At 49.2% G+C, this 20521-nt stretch carries 14 protein-coding genes and 1 tRNA gene; 13 read left to right on the plus strand and 2 right to left on the minus strand.

Annotated features, from left to right (window positions below):
- Positions 1-82: 82 nt before the first annotated feature.
- The 12 genes from AACZ40_RS01125 (at position 83) to AACZ40_RS01180 (ending at position 16966) form a co-directional block, all read left to right on the plus strand.
- Positions 83-412: a helix-turn-helix domain-containing protein gene (locus AACZ40_RS01125; RefSeq protein ID WP_291175487.1), complete on the plus strand. Its 330-nt coding sequence runs from the start codon at positions 83-85 to the stop codon at positions 410-412.
- 234 nt (positions 413-646) lie between these two features.
- Positions 647-1126 carry a MarR family transcriptional regulator gene (locus AACZ40_RS01130; RefSeq protein ID WP_291175489.1) on the plus strand — a complete coding sequence of 160 codons (480 nt, stop codon included), beginning with the start codon at positions 647-649 and terminating at the stop codon, positions 1124-1126.
- A 569-nt stretch (positions 1127-1695) separates the two neighbouring features.
- Positions 1696-2310: a sigma-70 family RNA polymerase sigma factor gene (locus AACZ40_RS01135; RefSeq protein ID WP_291175492.1), complete on the plus strand. Its 615-nt coding sequence runs from the start codon at positions 1696-1698 to the stop codon at positions 2308-2310.
- Positions 2311-2472: 162 nt separating this feature from the next.
- Positions 2473-4458 carry a protein kinase gene (locus AACZ40_RS01140; protein ID WP_291175496.1) on the plus strand — a complete coding sequence of 662 codons (1986 nt, stop codon included), beginning with the start codon at positions 2473-2475 and terminating at the stop codon, positions 4456-4458.
- 195 nt (positions 4459-4653) lie between these two features.
- Complete coding sequence (locus tag AACZ40_RS01145) at positions 4654-6114, plus strand: glycosyltransferase family 2 protein (RefSeq protein ID WP_291175500.1); 1461 nt, start codon at positions 4654-4656, stop codon at positions 6112-6114.
- Between the two features lie 612 nt (positions 6115-6726).
- Entirely contained in the window at positions 6727-7347 is a 621-nt protein-coding gene (locus tag AACZ40_RS01150; protein WP_291175503.1) for a GntR family transcriptional regulator, read from the plus strand.
- 41 nt (positions 7348-7388) lie between these two features.
- Entirely contained in the window at positions 7389-10727 is a 3339-nt protein-coding gene (locus tag AACZ40_RS01155; protein WP_291175506.1) for a PSD1 and planctomycete cytochrome C domain-containing protein, read from the plus strand.
- 17 nt (positions 10728-10744) lie between these two features.
- Positions 10745-12151, plus strand: a complete 1407-nt coding sequence (locus AACZ40_RS01160) for a DUF1501 domain-containing protein (protein WP_291175509.1) — start codon at positions 10745-10747, stop codon at positions 12149-12151.
- Between the two features lie 43 nt (positions 12152-12194).
- Positions 12195-13313 carry a mandelate racemase/muconate lactonizing enzyme family protein gene (locus AACZ40_RS01165; protein ID WP_291175512.1) on the plus strand — a complete coding sequence of 373 codons (1119 nt, stop codon included), beginning with the start codon at positions 12195-12197 and terminating at the stop codon, positions 13311-13313.
- A 39-nt stretch (positions 13314-13352) separates the two neighbouring features.
- Complete coding sequence (locus tag AACZ40_RS01170; RefSeq protein WP_291175515.1) at positions 13353-14387, plus strand: succinylglutamate desuccinylase/aspartoacylase family protein; 1035 nt, start codon at positions 13353-13355, stop codon at positions 14385-14387.
- Between the two features lie 32 nt (positions 14388-14419).
- A complete protein-coding gene (locus tag AACZ40_RS01175; protein WP_291175518.1) occupies positions 14420-16093 on the plus strand; it encodes a sodium/solute symporter in 1674 nt (557 codons plus the stop codon).
- Between the two features lie 24 nt (positions 16094-16117).
- Positions 16118-16966: an alpha/beta fold hydrolase gene (locus AACZ40_RS01180; RefSeq protein ID WP_291175521.1), complete on the plus strand. Its 849-nt coding sequence runs from the start codon at positions 16118-16120 to the stop codon at positions 16964-16966.
- Positions 16967-16972: 6 nt separating this feature from the next.
- On the opposite strand, the gene AACZ40_RS01185 is transcribed toward AACZ40_RS01180, so the two are convergent.
- Complete coding sequence (locus AACZ40_RS01185) at positions 16973-17434, minus strand: PEGA domain-containing protein (RefSeq protein WP_291175524.1); 462 nt, start codon at positions 17432-17434, stop codon at positions 16973-16975.
- A 406-nt stretch (positions 17435-17840) separates the two neighbouring features.
- On the opposite strand from AACZ40_RS01185, the gene AACZ40_RS01190 reads away from it, so the two are divergent.
- A tRNA-Pro gene (locus AACZ40_RS01190) sits at positions 17841-17914 on the plus strand.
- Between the two features lie 242 nt (positions 17915-18156).
- On the opposite strand, the gene AACZ40_RS01195 is transcribed toward AACZ40_RS01190, so the two are convergent.
- Positions 18157-20487 (minus strand): hypothetical protein, encoded by a 2331-nt coding sequence (locus AACZ40_RS01195; RefSeq protein ID WP_291175527.1) that lies wholly within the window; start codon positions 20485-20487, stop codon positions 18157-18159.
- Positions 20488-20521: the final 34 nt, after the last annotated feature.

Here is a 20521-nt window from a genome sequence, read left to right on the forward strand (position 1 = left end):
CAGTGTACCAGTCATCTTCAGGCCTTATCAATCCAGTGATGCGACAATCTATTTCAATTTTACGACAACAGAAGACTGAGCAATGAACCCTGCCCCAACTCCACAGGTCGCGATTTTTATCGAATCGTCGAAAACATTCGGGCGTGAAATTCTACAGAGAATTTCCACCTGCGCGCGTACTCTTGGCCCCTGGTTGATTTACATTGACGAATGGGGACCGCAGACGGTTTTGCCAGAGAAGATCAACAGCTGGCAGGGAGACGGTGTGATTGCCCGGCTATTGCTGATCGATACCGATTTTACACTTGGGCAGATTGCGCAGATGGCGGGTTATTCCAGTGCTGCTTATTTGAGCGTCGTGATCAAGGAACATGAAAACTGTACCCCTACCGAGTTTCGGCAGAAACCATAACGTGCCTGTCTGGAAACATACTTTACCATCGTGATTTTTGTCGTTTAAACCAGTCGACCCGCATTCAGCACCCCTGTCGCTTTCACAGGAAATACCCGCTCCACTCAATCCGCTTTACAGAGAATCTACTCCAATCAGGATGACCTGGCTCGAATTGATGTCATTCAGCCTATTGACGCTTTGATTGTTTACACATAAAATGGTCGGATTCTGTTCCATTATTCAGGGGTCAAAATGTCACACAGCAATCTGCAGCATGAGATTAAAAAAAAGCAACCTTTTGACTCATTGGAGCAGGCGGCCATTCTGAATATTCTGAGGACCAGCGATGTCTTCCACAATCAGTTTGGCAGACTCTTCAGGGAATACAGCTTAACCCCCTCACAATACAACGTATTGCGCATCTTGCGGGGAGAAGGCAAACCGATGCCTTCACTCGAAATAGCAAACCGTATGGTTCAGGTGGTCCCTGCGATCACAGGGTTACTCGATCGGCTTCAGGCACAGGATTTGATAAAACGTAATCGCTGTACTGAAGATCGACGAGTCGTTTATATCGAAATCACCCCCAAAGCCCTGAAGTTATTAAAAGAGATTGATAAACCCGATCTGGATCTGCATCGTAAACTGATTGGTCACCTCAGTGCGTCTGAACTCAAAGAACTGTCCCGCTTGTTGGAAAAAGCCAGAACTTCATTGATTAGCAGCCCCTGATCTCTGCTCAATCAACCAACTTTCTGAACTTTATCAATTCTCGAAGTGATAGAAATCTTCTCCCGGGAATCAGCACGATATCGGTTCCCTGATGCGAACCTGCTTTTGTTTTCATAATCTATTTAAGTAATGAAAACAGAAATCTGGATCGCGTCACATTTAACCATAGCGTCTCTCAATCTATTATTCTCGGTCCAAATGGCCATGGAGACGCTACAGTAAAACTGGGTAGAGTCTGGCGATGGCGATCTACTTAATCACTACCTTGAGACAGCTCGCATCCTGATTTCAGCCCTTTCCAGCAAAGAATCTCTCTTGAGAGCCTGGAACTGGTTTCCCAACTGTAATGTTTTTCAATTGATTATTAGATACTCTTGTCAGACTTAGTGAATATTTTTATTTCATTCGAGTACGAGGTTGAGTAAATTGATTTTAGACGGTTCTCTAATTTAGAAACATAAAATGACCCGTAACTAGTTATGAAGGTCTATAAGCCACCAGACAAGATCCATAAGTCCACTAAACAACTGACAAGCAACCACTCAGAAGCCTCCCTGAGGAAGTGATTTATGAAGTACAGCCCCGATTGGCCTTCGACTCATGTCACTCTTCTGAATCGAGTCCGATTCCAGACCGATTCCGAAGCATGGAGAGAATTCGTTCGCATCTATGGGCCTCTCATCTACAATTATTGTCGAAAGCTCCATCTCAAAGACTGCGATGCTGAAGATGTATGCCAGGAAGTATTTCGACAGATCAGCACGTCCTTACCCTCATTTGAATACAATCGGAAGCTGGGACGGTTTCGCTCCTGGCTGGGAACGGTGACCTACCACGAAATCTGTCGTTTTTTCAAGAAAAACAAAAAATTTCAGAATCAGATGGGAACACCAGGTATTCAGGATGAGATCTATGAGCAGGCAGGCGAATCCGACGCCGTCTGGTCTGATGAATTCTGCAGTCATATTTTCACAACAGCCTTAAATAATATTCAACCGCTGTTTGATGATCAGACCTGGAAAGCATTTGAACTGACCTGGATCGATGATGTAGGAGCTCAGCTGGCTGCAGAAAAACTGAAGAGGGAAATATCCTGGGTATATAAGGCAAAATTTGTTGTACAGAAAAAACTGAAAGAGGAGATCCAGCGACTCTCATTTGACAGTATCATATTTCAAAAGTGAAGTTTTTTTGGGCCATTTATGCAAAAGTGTCTTTCCGACAGCCAGATTATTCATTATCTGCGCAACGAGCTGGTTGAACCTGAAAATCAGCACGTCAAGGAACATCTGTGTCAATGCGCAAGTTGTCAGAAGCGAACTGAGTTCTTCTCAGAAGATTCAGAGTTGAAGAGTTGGCAGAAATACCAGCCACGGCAAGATGATATCGGGGCTTCCAATCAGCAACCTTTTTCGGAACAACAACTGGAACGTATCTACAACTCCACAATATCCTCGATTAATCAGCCATCATCAACGGCTTATTCACCCACCCCGCACGCTGGCTCTTCTAATCACATCCCTGTCGATGAAGAATTGAACCGGATTACAATTCAGGTCATTGGAATTTATCACCTCATCGAGAAAATAGGCCAGGGAGGCATGGGAGTCGTTTACAAGGCGATCCACGCTCGTCTGAAAAAACAGGTTGTCCTCAAATTACTGTTGAATAATCAATGGGACAATGCCACTCAGACGCAACGATTCTATCGGGAAATGGAACTGGTCGGGCAGTTAGACCATCCCAATATTGTCAAAGCTACCGATGCCGGTGAAGCCAATGAAACCTGTTTTCTGGTAATGGAATATTTATCCGGTCATGATTTAAAAACGATTCTCAAATCAGAAAAAAAAATCTCCATCAAGTCCGCCTGCTATATCGTCAGGCAGGTCGCCAACGGGTTACAATATATCCATAACCATAATCTGATTCACCGGGATATCAAACCCTCCAATCTGTTTCTCACTGCGGAAGGGGAAGTAAAAATTTTAGATCTCGGCCTGGCTGGTCTCAGCGAGACGAATACGCACTTAAGCGATCTGACAGACAGTCAGTGTATTATGGGCAGTGTGCAGTATATGGCTCCCGAGCAGGCCTACAGTGTAAAAAAAATCGACCATCGAGCAGACATTTACAGCCTGGGTTGCACATTTTATAAACTGTTGACAGGACAGGTTCCCTTCAAACAGCAGACCCAGATTGCCACGATTCTCGCGCATCGCGAAGAAACGCCTCCCCGACTGTCAGATGTGATTCCGAAGATTCCGGACACGTTGGAAGATCTGTTTCAGTCGATGATGAAAAAAAATCCCGCTGACAGAATCCAGTCCATGGCGGAAGTTGTGGAAATACTGGACCGATTTCTGAGCCAGCAGAATGAAACCCCTCTGACTGAATCTGCAGAAACCCATCTGAGTGAAAGCCAGGAACTGATCGAGCTCTGCCGAAACACCATTCTGACCCCGCCGATCGAGGTCATCGCCAGCGACGCCAGTACACAGATTCAACAATCAAACCATTTCGTGAGAAAAAAACGGGGGATTCTGTTTTTAACATTCATTCTGCTGTTTAGTCTCGGAACTTGGGGCGCGTGGATGTACCCGACTGCGGAGCCCCCGCTCACAGGTAAGGAACCGACGCCTTTACCGGAGATACTGCCAGTGAAAGAACCATCAGAACAACAGGCTCATATTGAGCGGGAGACAGCAGAATGGCTTCTGAACCATGAATGCGAAATCGTGATTGACGGGCGCTACGAACCGGTAACCCAGGTACAGGACTTACCAGAAACTGATTTTTATATCAGAGAGATTAAGTTTCATCCCCAGACTGTGACACATGAAATCATGACTCCCCTGAAGGGACTGGCGAAACTGGAAGTTCTGCACCTGGAAGACTGTCACGTCATGGATGATGCGCTGGCTCCTCTCAACGGGAAGCTTACTCTGAAAAATCTGGATCTGCATGAAACAGGTTTGACAGATGCAGGCCTCTCTCACGTCAGCAGCCTGCTGAACCTGACTCACCTTTCGCTTCAGAAAAATCGCCAGATCACTGACGAGGGTTTACAGGCTCTGGCAACCTTGAAAAAACTGAGTTCGGTGAATCTGGATCGGCTGAATATTTCTGATCAAGGCATCACATTTATCAAACACAATCCACGTCTGGACTGGTTGAACATCAAAGACACGCAGATCAGTGATAAATCCATTCCACTCCTGACAAAACTGAACCGTATGAAGAACCTGTATCTTGAAGGTTCCAAAATTTCAGATCAGGGAATTCAGCAAATCAGAAATGCTTATACGGGCAGAGATCCTGTCAAATATTGAGTGCTCAAGATCCCATACCTTCTAAATTGACAGATCGTTGCTTCATAAAATCTCTTCGTGCTCATTGTCACCTTTAAATCATGATCTGAAACAGGCGAAACCTGATTTCTCATCTTGACCCGTTCGAGCCCTTCTAAATACTACATAAAGTTAAATTTCTTTCTCCACAATATCCATGAACAAAGGGCTAAACTCATGGTTGGAAACGCTGTCTGGCCAAACGACACTCAGCCAGATATCCCACAAAGACCTCACTCCCGCACTCCTGCCGCTCGTTCTCCACAAATCAGTATTGTCATTGCAGCTCGAAATAACGCTGTGTATCTGGCTGAGACCATTGAGTCAGCTTTCAATCAGAGCATTTCCTGTGAGGTGATTTATGCAGATGACTGCAGTTTTGACAACTCAGTCAGCGTCGCACAAAAGTACAAAAAACAGGGATTGATTATTACAGAGTCCTCCTGGCATACAGGCGTCTGCGAAACGCGAAACCGCGGTGCTGAAATAGCGAGAGGTGATTACCTCCTTTTTCTGGATGGTGATGATATTCTGCCTCCGGATTATGTCCAGCAACATCTTGATAAAATGACCTGTAACACGCCGTTCGCGTATGGTGCTGCTGAAGCATTTGGAGATTATTCCACGCTCTGGAACGCACCTGAATGGACGGAGGGACAACTCTGGCTGCGAAACTTCGTGAATACGTCCGCACTCTGGAATCGCCAGGCGTTTGAAACTGCAGGTCGGTGGCGGAATAAGATTAATACGATGTGGGACTGGGATCTGGCTTTACGCGGGTCACGCCTTGGTACTCCTGTCCGCAGTACTGCAGTATTAAAGTACCGTCAACATGCCAATTCCTGGTCAGCTAACATCCAGACCAAGTACCAGAAACGTCAGGAAATATTATTACCTCAGATGCGTCGGATCTGTTCGCGTCTCAGTATAGGTTCCATTATCAGCGGCAGGTTGCCAGATTTTTTTCCCCAATGGCTGTCTGCAGTCTCTCAATCAGTAAATCTTATCAACAGTGAGGAACCCGTGGAACTGGTTCTGTTTGACAACTCGAACAATGTAGATACTCTTTGTAAGATCAGGGCTGAAACCAGTCGCTACATCAATACCTTTGAAACCATACGAATCGTGTCACATCCGGATACGTTTTCCTATAAAAATGAAAAAGAACGCAGAGACAAAACCGCACGTTTTATGGCTCTTGCCTGCAATCGACTGCGAAATGAAATGCGCGGAGACATACACTGGCTGATTGAAGATGACATACTGGTTCCGCTGGAAGCAGGAGTGAATTTAATGACCGAATTAACGGCCGACCGGATTCCACCAAACGCGGTCTCCGGTTGCTACCGTAATCGTCATAATGAATCACAATTAGTCGGCGGCCATTTTGATGACTACCACATTGTGAAAGCATTTACTGATATGGGGGATAAAATCTGCTCCGTCGATTATTGCGGAACGGGCTGCCTGATGTACTGGAAAGACAGAACGCCACGTTACTGGAACAGCCACTATAAGAATGCGCCCGCGCATGACTGGGAATGGTGCTCTCGACTAAAGTCAGCTAACGGCGTCATCAGGATGTTGCCCAGCGTCCATTGCGGGCACGCGAAGTCTCCCAGCGAAATTATCTATTAAGACATGCGATGCAGGGAGAAAAAAGAAAGCACGAGCTCACTTTCACAATGATAGGAAGCAGGCACTAGTCCCCTAACGTTGTGTGCTCATTAAAGCGTGTGAGCTCGTGCATTTCCATGATGAGTTCATTCATGCTTATCACAAAAATGAATAACACCCTCTATAGGCATATAGTGACATTAACCGCATTTCTTCCCATATTATTTCAGTTTTTTGATCTCTTTTGGAAAAAACAGCCAAAAACAAATCCCATGAACACTTATGTATATTTTTACAGAATAATATTTTAATCAGTTGCCGCATTCACAACAAGTCCTGATCCTGCCAGCTGGAATGCCCACAAGTCCCTTTATATATAGTCTTACACCAATAACCTGACTAAAGTTTCAACTGAAAAGAAAGATTTCTGTCTTCCGACCTGGTCTTCACGATCAGAAATCTTTGAGATTGTTTTCTTAGCCTCATTACATATATTCGTTTGTATCTTATTTTGAAAATAGGATATATTTGCACTTAATCCACCTGCTCGCTCTTTTTATTTGAACCATTATTGTTAACAATTAACATTTAATAGTCGACGTAAGGAAAAATTCATCTGTTCGAGGAATTGAAATGAATGAACCACAGCTGGTCCGGGGACTGGGCGAGCAGATCGTAGAACGACTTCGCGAGGATATTCTCTCTGGCAGAATTGCCGAAGGGGAACGACTGCGTGAGGTGGATCTGGCAAAACGATTCTCTGTCAGTCGTGGGCCGATTCGGGAAGCCCTTCAGCAACTGGCATGGGAAGGTGTTGTCGAAACCGATCGGAATAAAGGCGCATTGGTCTCCACCTCAGCTCCCAATGAAATATCCGAGTTAATCATTCCGCTGCGTTGCACAATTGAGAAATATGCGATTCGACTGTTTTTTGATCAGCTGACAGAAGAAGATTTCCTCACGTGGGAAACGATACTCAGTAAGATGAAACAGGCGTGCGAAAGCAAAGATTTCGCCCTGATCTCCGAACATGATATTGCTTTTCACCGATCGCTTGTCAAACGGGCCAATTCTCCCGATTTGCTGGCAATCTGGTCGGCGATGGTTTCACGCATTCGAAGACATTTTCGCGAATCGCATCTGCGATACCAAAACCCTGTCCAGATCTATGAAGAACATCTGCCGATCATCGAGGCACTTCGTGAAGGCAGCCTCTCAGATGCACTACAGATCATCGAGGATCATATTGAATAAGTCAGCTGAATTCTGATTGGAAACCTCCGGAAAACCATGCGATGAAAATTTTCCTTCAAAGCCTGATCGGGATCATCAGCCTGATCGGGATCTCACCCGCAGAACTTGCTTCGGCAGAAACTTCTCAGCCCACCCACAGAGAAAAAGAGCTGTTTTTCGAACAGCACGTGCGCCCCTTGTTGGTCAAACACTGTCAGGAATGTCACAGTGCGAAAAAGCAATTTGCCGAATTAAGACTCGATTCCCGTGCTGCGCTGCTGAAAGGAGGGGAAAATGGCCCGGCGGTTAAAGTGAATCATCCCGAAAACAGCCTGCTGATGAGTGCCGTCCGTCGCGAATCCCTGGAAATGCCCCCCGATAACACTCTGACACCAGCCGAAATAGAGACCCTGTCAACCTGGATCAGACAGGGAGTGGTCTGGCCTCAGTCTGCTAATGTTAAACCCTCTGCTGTCATTGATTATTCAAAACACTGGTCTTTCCAACCCATTCAGGATCCCATCCTGCCTACTGTCAATAATCAGGACTGGCCCCACAACGACATCGATTTTTTTATTCTCAATCGACTGGAACAGGCAGGATTACAACCAGCGCCTGCCGCGGAATCTGCCGTGCTCCTGCGTCGTATTTTCTGGGACCTGACAGGATTGCTGCCCACACGGGAACAGGTGCAATACTTCACGAGCCACGCACAGAGATCCATGGTCAATTCAGCAGTCACAGACCAACTCGCTTCTCCGCATTATGGTGAGCGGTGGGGCAGACACTGGCTGGACGTCGCACGTTATGCTGATACCAAAGGTTATGTATTTTTCGAGAAACCCGCCTTTCACTTCGCTTACACGTACCGTGATTATGTCATCAACAGTTTCAATCAGGACAAAGCCTTTGATCAGTTTATTCGTGAACAGCTGGCCGCCGATTACCTGACAGAAAACATGCCTCATGAATCACTGGCTGCCCTCGGTTTTATCACTCTGGGTCCGCGATTCAAAAATGATATTCACGATATCATTTCGGATCGCATCGACGTCGTTACGCGTGGCTTCCTGGGTCTCACTGTCGGCTGTGCCCGTTGTCACGATCACAAATTTGACCCGGTTTCCATCGAAGATTATTACTCATTATATGGCGTCTTTCGCAATTCACTGGAACCCCTCGATCTGCCATTTCGCACACAGAATCAAATCCCTGCAGCACTACAGGATCAAGCAAGACAAATTCAAAATGCAGCCAGAGAGTTGAAACACCTCTATCAAGGTCAACACGAAAACGTACTACGGGATACTTCAGAACGCCTGGCAGAATACCTGACAGTCGCTCATTCACGCCGACAGGGGCCTGATACCGTCAAATTCGACGTGATCGTAGATGGGGATGATCTCAACCCTGAGGTCTTACTGCTCTGGCAGGAATTTCTCGATATTGCTGAAAAATCCGCGGACCCGGCGTTTTCCATCTGGAAGAAGCTGGAAGACATTCCCAATATCAATTTTGCTCCTCAGGCAGCAGACGAACTAAAACGCACCGTGGATGACTCTGATCCTGACTCAGTCGAATCCCTGCTCGCCTCCCATCTGCTGAAAAAGAAACCACAGCAATTTAATGACATTATTCACGGTTATGCTACCCTCTTCCACGAGATCGACCTCGAATGGAATAACAGAATCGTCGCTGCCAGGAAACCAGAGCAGGAGCAAAACCAGCAGCCGTTTCCGATTGCCAGACAACAATTCCTGAATTCCTTTTACAGCCCTTATTCCCCCCTGGTCATTCCTTTGCATGGTTATACGGTATTAAAACTATTTCCAGACAGGAAGCTCCAGGAAAAGGTAAAAGCCCTGAATGCTGCCCTTGACCAGGCACGAGCACAGGCTCCCGTGGAACTGGCGCAAATGATGACTCTGCGTGATGCTGAGCAGATTATCGAACCGCGCGTCTTCAAGCGGGGAAATTCCGGATCACCGGGTCAACCAGTCCCCAGAAAGTTTTTGAGTTATTTCGATCAGATTTCAGATGAACCATTTCAACAGGGAAGCGGCAGGCTGGAACTGGCCAACGCCATCACTTCACCCCGAAATCCACTCACAGCCAGGGTGATCGTGAACAGGGTCTGGCAACATCATTTCGGGCAGGGAATCGTCTCCACTCCCAGCGATTTCGGAATCCAGGGAGCCCGCCCTAGCCACCCGGAACTGCTGGAACATCTTGCCAGCTGGTTCATGCGAAATGGCTGGTCTATCAAAAAACTCCATGGCTACATCATGCAGTCAGCTACCTACCAGCAGTCAAGTACTTCACACGAGGCAGGTGAGAAAATTGATCCCGCCAACAAACTGCTATGGAGAATGAATCGCAGGCGACAGGACTTCGAATCCATGCGGGATACCCTGCTCCAGGTAAGCCATCAACTCGATCAAACAGTCGGCGGCAAATCAATCTCGGGAATTGCATCTGAAGCGAACCAGCGACGGACGCTCTACACCATCATTGATCGCCAGGAGGTTCCCGGTCTGCTCCGCATCTTCGACTTTCCTTCTCCCGATGTCAGCACGGGTGTCCGTAATTCGACATCAGTACCCGGTCAATCACTGTTTCTGATGAATCACCCGCTGGTACTCAAAGCGGCACTCGTTCTGGGGCAGAAATCGGAACAGGCTGAAACTCAAACTGCGGGAATTCAACTTCTCTATCGGAACATACTGCAGCGGAATCCGACTCAAACTGAAATCCGTGACATGCTTGAGTTTCTCAAGGCAGATCAGATCCAATTCAAGCCGGAGCCCACTCGTTCTGAATGGGAATATGGCTACGCAGCCTATGATCTGAAAACAAAAACTCTCAGCGGTTTCCAGCCACTGCCCCACTGGAATGGCAAACAGTATCAGGGTGGGAATCAACTGCCGGATCCCCAAATCGGCTGGGTCTTTTTAGATCAGACCGGCGGGCATCCGGGAAATGATCTGGATCATGTCGCCGTGATTCGCTGGCGCGCTCCAGAAAAAATGACCGTCTCCCTGACAGGAACCCTCAAACACGAACTGCCACAGGGAAATGGAATTCGCGGTCGGGTCCTGATCAACAACCAGCTGGCACTCGGCCCCTGGACTCTGCATCAAAGTACGGAAAAAACCGATATCGAAACAATCACACTGGAGAAAAACCAGACGATTGATTTCGTCGTCGACATTGCAGGACATCTCGGCTTCGATTCATTTGTCTGGTCGCCGGAAATCACATTAAAGGAACCACAACAACATCCGGTCCATCAGTGGAATTATTCCAAAGATTTTCGCAAACCAGAACCACTGCCTGTCACACCGTGGCAGAGTCTGGCTCAAGTTCTGTTGCTATCGAACGAATTTCAGTTTATAGATTAAATCGGCAGGAACGTATCATGTCACTCCATCAGACGACACCTCTGTCACCGCAGTATTCCCGGCGTGAATTGCTGACCCGCTCTGGCATGGGTATGGGAATGCTGGCGCTGGCGGAACTCACCGCGCGGGAAAATGCGCAGGCTGCCGGCAGGGAAACACCCGTCATACGCCACCACCCGGCACAGGCGAAACAGGTCGTGCACCTGTTTATGAATGGTGGTCCTTCCCACGTTGATACATTTGACCCCAAGCCATTACTCAATAAATTCCACGGCAAGCCGCTGCCCAATCCGAACCTGCCAACTGAACGGAAAACAGCAGGCGCACTGGGTTCCCCATTTAAATTCAGAAAGTACGGCGAGTCCGGTATCGAAGTCAGTGAACTGTTTGAGAAAACGGCGGCTCACGTGGACGACATGTGCATCATCCGATCCATGCATTCTGATATTCCCAACCATGAGCCTTCGCTCTTACTTATGAACTGCGGCGACAACGCATTGCCCCGCCCCAGCTTCGGTTCCTGGGTGAATTACGGACTTGGTGCACTCAATGAAAATCTACCCGGTTTTGTTGTGCTCTGCCCGAACGGTTTTCCTGTTGTGGGTCCCAAAAACTGGCGATCGGCTTTCCTGCCCGGTGCCTTTCAGGGAACTCATCTCGACACCAAAGAAACTTCCGTCTCACGGCTGATTGAAAATATCAATAATCCCCAAACACCAGAACGACAACGCCGCCAGTTGGATCTGCTGCAGAAAATCAATCAACGTCATCTGGATCAGCGAGGCCACGATTCCCTGCTCGAAGCGAGAATCCAGTCATTTGAACTGGCTTACCGCATGCAGTTTGAAGCAGCGGATGTGCTCGATCTCTCCAAAGAACCAAAGCATATCCAGAAAATGTATGGAGATGGTTTACAGGGACGTCAACTTTTAATGACGCGCCGCCTACTGGAAAAAGGAGTTCGCTTCATTCAGGTCTGGCATAGTGGAGGTCAGGAATGGGACAACCATAGTGCTATTGAAAAAAGCCTGAGACGCCTCTGCGGTCAATGGGATCAACCCATTGCTGCTTTTCTGACGGATCTGAAACAGCGTGGTATGCTTGATTCGACCCTCCTGCTCTGGGGAGGCGAGTTCGGCAGAACCCCTGTCGCCGAACTCCCTTCGATGAGTGGACGTGATCACAATCACTATGGTTTCAGCATGTGGATGGCCGGTGGCGGCACCAAAGGCGGATACGTCCACGGTGCTACCGATGAAACCGGCTTCGCTGCATCTGAAAATAAAGTTCACGTTCACGATCTGCACGCGACCATGCTGCATTTGCTCGGCATCGATCACGAACGACTTACCTACCGCTATGCCGGTCGCGATTTTCGTTTAACTGATGTTCACGGACACGTTGTCAAAGAAATGATCTCATAAATTACCATCCCACGATTCTTTTCAGTCAAGGCTTTCAACTTCGATGATAATTGAACAAATCACTTGCCAGATATTGCGTTCCGGTTCTGTCACTAACAAAACCGCCAGTTGCCAGGATTCAGTGCTGGTCCGCATTAAAACAGATAATGGACTGGAAGGCATTGGTGAAGCTGACTCCTCACCGGAAGTCGTCAAAGCCATCATTGATGCCCCCTACAGCCATAACGTCGCCTGCGGACTGCGCGAGCTGCTGATCGGGGAAAACCCGCTCGAAACAGAACGTCTCTGGCAGAAAATGTATCGCCATACGATGTACTTCGGCAGGACCGGTGTCACGATCACCGCCATGGCAGCCATCGACATGGCGCTCTGGGACCTGAAGGGAAAACATTTTAACGAACCCATTCATCGCTTACTGGGAGGCCAATATCATTCGGAATTCCAGGCTTATGCTTCCATTCTGTTCGGTAAAGATGGCCAGGAAACCTGTGATATCGGTCAGCGGTGGATAGAAAATGGCTATACCGCGGTCAAATTTGGCTGGGAACCGATGGGCCAGTCGGAACAGCTCGACATAGAACTGGTCGCGGGAGCACGCGAAGGGATGGGCGACGGTATATTACTGATCGACGCCGGCTGTGTCTGGGACGCCCGAACCGCGTTGCAGCGGGCACACGCTTTTTCCGAATACAATATTGGCTGGCTTGAAGAGCCTCTTTTTCCCCACGATGTCGCCGGTTATGCCTGGCTGAGAGACCGCTCTCCGGTTCCCATCGCGGCCGGTGAAGAAGAGTGCGGCCGCGAATCGTTTCGCCCTTACTTTGAACAACGTGCACTGGATGTCTATCAGATCGACCTGGCACGGAATGGTTTTACCGAAGCCAGTTATCTAAAGCAACGCGTCGCAGAAATCGGTGCCCGCCCCTGCAATCACTGTTACACCAGCCCGATTACCGTCGCCGCCAGTCTGCACTGGCTGGCCACCTGCAAAGATGCTTTCCTCTTTGAGGACTGCGTTGAAGATGAGCCACTCCGGCACGAGTTGACTCTCGAAAAAGTACAGGCCGAGAATGGAGTCATTCAGGTCCCCAACCGCCCCGGGCTCGGCATCACCCTGAATGAAGATTTCGTTGCAGCCCATCTTGTCGCAGAATCGAAGTAATACATCCCGTGTTCATCCACAAACAGAAGAAGCCACCCTATGTCTCAGACTCCGATCAGCACAAGGATCGATTTCGATAAACCCGGTATTCAATGGGGAACTCTGAATATCCCCTTCTCTTACAACCTGAGTGGCTGGTCACAGCTGCAAATTCCCATCTCAACCATGGCGCGCGGCACAGGCCCGACCGTGCTGCTCATGGCGGGCAATCATGGCGATGAATATCCCGGACAGATCGCTATCATGAAATTGATGAAATCGTTGAACCTGGAAGAAATTTCGGGACGTATCATCTTTATTCCGGCAATCAATATTCCCGCTGCCAAAGCCGCCACCAGACTCTCCCCCCTGGATGGCAAAAATCTGAACCGCTGTTTTCCCGGCAATGCAGAAGGCACCGTCACCGAGATCATCGCCCATTATCTGACTCACGAAATCTTTCCCCGCGTCGATGTCGTCATTGATCTGCACACCGGTGGGCGTGGCGTTTATTTCTATCCGTGTGCTCATATGCATCTGGTGGAAGATCGGGAACAGCGTCGTCGCATGGCGGCTGCAACTGCAGCATACAATACCGACTTTTCCTTCCTGTATGCTGACATTGCCGGCAAAGGTCTGTTGCCGGTTGAAGCAGAAAATATGGGAAAAACCGTTGTCACTACTGAAATGGGAGGCGGCGAAGTCACGAATGCCGCCGTACATCGTCTCTGCCAGTCTGGACTGCACAATGTACTCATCCACCTCAACGTTCTCGCCGGGGAAGAAACCTCGCGCTCAGATCTGGGGCTGCCTCCAACACGCTGGATCCAGGCACTGGACGCGGAAGATTATATTTTCGCCCCCGAATCAGGTATCTTCGAGAGCTTCGTTGATGTAGGCGCGGATGTCTCGGCAGATCAGCCTTTAGGCGCACTGCATTTCCTGGAACGCCCTGATCGCGAACCAACTCTGATTCACGCTCCTTCGAAGGGAATCGCCATTGCACATCGGGGACCGACTTTAACCAGTCAGGGTGATATCCTGTTCTGCCTCGCCCATGATGTGGAAGCTGATGTTCTGAAAACATTTGCCTGAAGACCGCTTTCGAATCAAGAGAGATCACTGACATGAGCTGGCTGGACTGGATCATTGTATTCGTGCTGAACGGGTCGGTAATCGCCTTCGGGTTTTACCTCGCTCGCAGTACCCACTCCAGCAGTGACTGGTTTCTGGGAGGTCGCTCACTCCCCTGGTGGGGACTGGGCCTTTCCATTTTCGCAACCAGTGTTGATAATGCCGATGCCGTCTCACTCACAGGCTATGCATACAACAATGGCATGCATATCATCACGGCATTCACACTGGCCAGTGTCTGTGGCGCTGTCTTAGCATCGTTTGTTGTCGTCCCGGTACTCTACAAGGGAGGCTTCTATACGAACGCAGAATACCTGGAAACCCGCTTTGGAAAATCGATTCGCACCATCAGCGCGCTGATTCAGATTCAGTATCGCACGAGTATGCTGGGATTGATGATCTGGTCTATCTACCTGATGCTGCAGGGCATTCTTGATTTCTCACCCGTTCAATGCTGGTCCCTGATTGTACTCCTCGTCATCTTTACTGCCGCCTATACAACCTGGGGTGGACTCACGTCTGTTGTCTGGACTGATGCCCTGCAGAGTCTGATCATGATCGCGGGTGGCATCACTATTTTCTCCGCTGTCTGGTCAGCCAGTGGTGGCTGGACGGCGACCGTTCAGAAGCTCTCAGAGTCAACCGATGCCAATGGACAGCCACTGATTAACTGGCTGCACATCGGTCAGTTTCAGGACAGCCAGTCCACTTCCCCCTACCTGATCGTGATGGGCTGGTCGATAATTGGCCTGGGATATTACACCGTAAACCACACGCAGACCATGCGGCTGATGGGGGCCCGCTCCCTGTGGGATATGAAGATGGCAACGCTCTTCGGCTGCCTGCTGATCATGCCCATCATGATTGGCACAACGCTGATGGGCGTCATGGGACGTGTCCTCGTACCTGAATTTACGGAACACTCCTCAGCCGACCAGTTGTTCCCGTATTATGCGAACCAGTTTCTGGCTCCCGGATTTAAAGGTCTGGTGGTCGCCGGAATTCTCTCCGCCGCCATCAGCACCTTCGATTCCATCGGCTCTGCGTTATCCGCGTTATTCACTCGAGATATCTATGCACGCTGGATCTGCACCAGCCAGACCGAAAAACATTATCTCAAAGTGACGCGCTGGGCGACCGTTGGCATACTGCTGATCGGGTTTCTGTATATTCCTTTCATCGTCCGCTATGACAATATGATACAGGCCTTTCGCACACTGATTCCGATTTTTGTCACGCCACTGTTTACGATCTATCTACTGGGCGTTCTCTCACGCGTGCCCCGCCAGAGCGGACTGGTCGGGCTGATCGCCGGCTCGTCATTTGGGCTACTGGGTTTCATCGACCGAGAACTGGTTGATATCGGCTGGCTTAGTCCTCTACTCACGGAAAAATGGTATGCCTTTCCCTGCTCCATGCTGGTCACTGCACTCGCAATGTTTTTAGCGGCTTTCAAATGGGGCTGGCTCAAAAAGGAAACAACCCTGGTCCTCAAACAGGAAGATATATCAAAAGATCAGAACTGGCTTGAAAACAGCCGGGCAGAACTGCAGGACATCAAAATCAACCCATTCAAAAAACCCACTCCCCAATATTTGAATCCCAACTGGTACGCCCTGATCTTAATCGCGGTCTCTTTCTGGATAATTTTTGGACTCTTCTGGTAAGGACATCCTGACAGGCAGATTATCATGAATCGTTATATGCAGAATCGACTACAGATCTGTTTCTTATTGCCGTTAATCTGTTTTCTCATGTTTTCCGTAATTTACGCAGCAGATCCCGAAGCGAAACTGTCTGCTCCTCAAGAAATTGCATTCACTGCCCACTGTGACCAGAGCCGGCAACACTACGTTCTCATGCTGCCACAACCGTTTCATGACCAGCAGGCTCATTCTGTCTTGATCGCATTGCACGGACATGGCTCGGATCGCTGGCAGTTTGTCAAAGAGATGAGAGGGGAATGCAAGGCAGCCCGCGACTTCGCCGCGAAGCATCAGATGCTGTATGTCTCACCCGACTATCGCGCACGTACCTCCTGGATGGGTCCCAAAGCAGAAGCAGACCTCGTCCAGATCATCAGCAATCTCAAAAAACAATATCAGATCAGACAGGTCTACCTGTGTGGCGGTTCCATGGGCGGTTCTTCCAGCCTGACCTTTGCGGCCCTGCACCCGGATCTCGTTGCTGGCGTTGCCGCGATGAATCCCACAGCCAACCATCTGGAATATGACAAATTCCAGCCTGCGATTCAGGCATCCTTTGGGGGCACCAAACAGGAAATTCCACTCGAATATAAAAAACGAAGCGCGGAATACTGGCCGGAGAAGTTCACCATGCCCGTCAGCATTTCGGTAGGCGGCAAGGATCAACTGGTGCCTCCGGAAAGTGCCCGTCGCCTGTCCCAGATTCTGAAACAACTGGAAAAGCCGGTCCTGTTGATTGATCGTCCCGAGCAGGGACATTCGACATCCTATGAGGACACTTATTCCCTTCTGGAATTCATGCAGAAACAATCAGCGCAGCAGAAACAGCGTTGAACCCGGTCACTGACCTATCTGGGTATCGCTGCGCAGCATATTCCCCCGATTCAGTAACTCCTCGGTCGGCACGACTACTTTCGGCTGTAGCTGGTAGGTAAACTCGTGTCGATTCGTTACTTCAAAGGGCAGCAGATTGTCTGAGACCGCATCCAGGGGGAATACCTGATACCAGGGAGTTTGCACTTTCTGCATCACGGTCTGCGTTTCATAACCATCTTTGGTCAGTGTAATTTCCCGTGTGGCATAATAAGTGAAATCAACGGACACCGGTGTATAACCGATTTCATCTCCATCCACCTTGACCAGCGCCCCGGCGGGTATCGAACGAATCGTCATTCTCCGATGCACACAGCCAGATTGTGTGATCGCCAACAGAACCAGAAGCGCAAACAGACACCGCCGCTTTGTATTCACAGCGGTAACGCAGCAATCACCGGAATTTTCAGGCTGACGGGGATCGGACATGAATTATTGGAATCAGAAGTAACTTGAACGGCAAATAACTCGATTTCGGGTCGGGAAACCCGATAGAAGAGCGGGGATTCTACAGAGATCCCAGATTTCTGCCAAGACAAGTTTCTCTCGGATATATATTCCACATTCACCTTAAGTCATTTTACTGCAATAGCTTAAAACAAGCACCAACTACATTTCTTCTCTGGAAAACTGCGAACCTCTTCCCGAATTCTTGTTTCCCTACTCTAAATAGATCACAAAAACAGCAGATTTGCGGAATGCAGGAAATTATTTTGCAGACAAAAGCGGGTAAGTGTGCCCGTTATCTTGAATTTCTTGTCCAAGCGTGCGATAAAGTGCGTATCAACAGCAAGTTATAGAACTCGGGGCTGATAAACCAGAGTTTCTCAACAATCGGGACGTAGCGCAGCCTGGTAGCGCGCTACACTGGGGGTGTAGAGGTCGCAGGTTCAAATCCTGTCGTCCCGACTCACATTTCTTAACGACTTATCATCCCTGCCGGATGGTAAGTCGTTTTGCTTTTTGTGGCTTTCTCTTTCATTTCGAAGTGGAAGCCAGACCCTGCGATGTCGAGTTAAAATTTCGGCCTGGAATAAAAAGTACACGCCGCAGCCAGGAGTAGCCCGCTCCCTTTTAGACCGGTATGTATCCAATCCCCTCGCGGAGCGAGCTTTGCCTTATGGCTTGCGGTGGTATGCCGCTGTGCGATGTTATTCCCTGCTGGTCAACACTTGAACGATTCGATCATGCAGTGGGACCGACGTCACGAGAGATTTTTCTTGTGATTTCAGTTGCTTCGTGACAGAGCGCGTTGCTGCCGCCAGAAACTGTAGTTCTACTGCAGTGAGTGGCCGGAAGTCGCTATCGGCAATGAAGAAACCCATGGGCCACGCCTCGGGACCTGCAACAGACCAGCCAAACTGTTCCGCGGCTGCGACATCACGTGGATTCACAAACGACTGTTCGTTAAGTGAAAATGAAATCCCGTGTATCTGTTTGGCGCCGGCACCGAGATCAGACGGATCGGACGCAAACACCGACTCGAGTGCCTCGGGATCATCAAAGAAGATGATTCCGATTTCCTGTCCCATTTGCCCCATGATCACTGCATACCAGCGTCCATGAATCAACTCACTGCATTGAATCTCGACTACGGATTCAGGATGAGTCGATGTCCATACACGTGATTTATAGAAATCCGCTGCAGCTTCGTAAAAATCTCCGACCATGTCAGGAGTCACGCTAGGCAGAGACACCAGAGCGGGAGGCCCTCCGACAGCCTCGTCCATGTGCTGCGACAGACTTTCAAACATCTGATCTATCAACTGGCACTGTCCGACAACACATTCGACGCCGATATCGTCGGCTACCGGTTTCACATCCAGATGATGTTCGGCAGACGGTACCCAAATCGTGGTAGGTCGCGACGGAGTCCCGCCAGGCGGATTGAGTATGGCTTCTCCGATAACACTGAGAATTGTGTTGGAATCCGGTGGCGTCAGTATTAACTGCTGTGACAGAACCAGGTCTTCCCTGTCGGCAACAATGATCATCCAGGGCTGCATGAGTTCGCCAGTCTCCTCATCCGGTAACCACTGATCGATTTGCCGCCAGTCGATTTCCCAGGTTGCGGATGACATGAGAGTGTCTCGAAGATCATCGATATCAATCTGAACCGGCAGCCCCGGTATCGGTGCAGAACGTTCGATGAAGTCCAATACTGCTGGTCTTTCGTCCGTCAGGTTCAATGCAATTCCCAAACGTTCGAGGCGCTTCTTCAATGATCGATGAAGTCCTGTGTCTGTCAATTCGATAGCGGCTGGCTTCCGCGGTTTCTCGTCATGGGGTGCCAGCATGCAGTTTAATAGACCATCGAGAACAGTGTCCGCCCCCAGTGGATCCTCTCCTGGTTCAAGATAGATCACAGTTTCCGTTGACTCTTCCACAACGGTCAGCAACCAGCCATCGTCTTCCTGCTCCGAGAGCAGTTTCGCGTCGCAGAACCATGTCTCCGTACACGAATCCAGTTTCTTTACCTTAGTGCGGAGCTTCTGGATTTTTTTCTTCACATCTTTGTCTGGGCCGACTTCTGAGGAAGGCAAATCGCGGGCTGCCTGTCGGAGCCAGGTAATTGCTCCTGGAGTTGCCTTCCAGACAAATAGAAACTGCTGACAGTACAAGTCCGCCTCGTCCGGCGACCCAGGTACGAACAATGGGATCGGTTCGTAACTGATTAGACTCGGGTCCAGTAATCGTGGAACAATATGTGGATTACGGTTCGCCTGTTCGCGCAGGGAAGTTCTCAGTTTCGGGGTATCACCTTCTTTCCGGAATCGAACCAGTAAAGCGGTGAATTGCAGAAAAGGAAAACAATCATCCGGATACTTCTGCAGCAGCTGTTCGGCATCGTCCAGGCGATCCATACGGCAATAGACTTCCATCAGCGTCCATCGCATGCCCTGGTTATCAAGGAAATTCAGCTGCAACATCTCTTCCATTTCGCCTGCGGCGTTAAGCAGATCTCCAGTTTCATAGTACCTTTCTGAGATGTCCTGTTTGGCCCGCATAAACGGTCGCGTATGGTGCAGTCCCCAGAAATCGCCCATGTTATTGCGAAGTTCATCCTCCAAATCCTCTTCGCCGAATTCGATCGCGCGACTGAGAAAATAGAACGCCGTGTTGTCGTCTTCGCAAAGTTGAGCAAGTTCGACCAGGGCATCAATATGGCGAGGATTTTTGGCGAGTGCTGCTTCCAGCAGCCTGCAACAGGTTCCCGTAGTGGGGGCTTCCATCGCCTCATCGAACAACTCGTCCGCTTCGGCTTCATCGACAGTCACGTCACCCTCAGGACTGAGAGCTTTCGCCATTACATTTTCAACGGAAACCGAGATCTGCAAACTGTCACTATCAGCTTCGTTTATTAATTTGACGATCCCTGCCAACACTCTCGCGTGCTCCTGCCTGGCCTTTTCCTGCTTTTTTTTCTTCCGCTCCCGAACTTTTTTGGCTCGTTTCTGGCCGACGTTTTTTTTCCGTGCCACCGTAATCTGTCCTCCTGAATGTAGTCTGATTCTG

This window comes from uncultured Gimesia sp. (assembly GCF_963972345.1).
In the GTDB taxonomy this organism is placed as follows: Bacteria; Planctomycetota; Planctomycetia; order Planctomycetales; family Planctomycetaceae; genus Gimesia.

Coding starts and splice junctions, on each gene's coding strand:
- AACZ40_RS01125 (WP_291175487.1), top strand. CDS start 83: ATGAACCCTGCCCCAACTCCACAGGTCGCGATTTTTATCGAATCGTCG.
- AACZ40_RS01130 (WP_291175489.1), top strand. CDS start 647: ATGTCACACAGCAATCTGCAGCATGAGATTAAAAAAAAGCAACCTTTT.
- AACZ40_RS01170 (WP_291175515.1), top strand. CDS start 13,353: ATGTCTCAGACTCCGATCAGCACAAGGATCGATTTCGATAAACCCGGT.
- AACZ40_RS01175 (WP_291175518.1), top strand. CDS start 14,420: ATGAGCTGGCTGGACTGGATCATTGTATTCGTGCTGAACGGGTCGGTA.
- AACZ40_RS01165 (WP_291175512.1), top strand. CDS start 12,195: ATGATAATTGAACAAATCACTTGCCAGATATTGCGTTCCGGTTCTGTC.
- AACZ40_RS01160 (WP_291175509.1), top strand. CDS start 10,745: ATGTCACTCCATCAGACGACACCTCTGTCACCGCAGTATTCCCGGCGT.
- AACZ40_RS01155 (WP_291175506.1), top strand. CDS start 7,389: ATGAAAATTTTCCTTCAAAGCCTGATCGGGATCATCAGCCTGATCGGG.
- AACZ40_RS01150 (WP_291175503.1), top strand. CDS start 6,727: ATGAATGAACCACAGCTGGTCCGGGGACTGGGCGAGCAGATCGTAGAA.
- AACZ40_RS01185 (WP_291175524.1), bottom strand. CDS start 17,434: ATGTCCGATCCCCGTCAGCCTGAAAATTCCGGTGATTGCTGCGTTACC.
- AACZ40_RS01145 (WP_291175500.1), top strand. CDS start 4,654: ATGGTTGGAAACGCTGTCTGGCCAAACGACACTCAGCCAGATATCCCA.
- AACZ40_RS01135 (WP_291175492.1), top strand. CDS start 1,696: ATGAAGTACAGCCCCGATTGGCCTTCGACTCATGTCACTCTTCTGAAT.
- AACZ40_RS01180 (WP_291175521.1), top strand. CDS start 16,118: ATGAATCGTTATATGCAGAATCGACTACAGATCTGTTTCTTATTGCCG.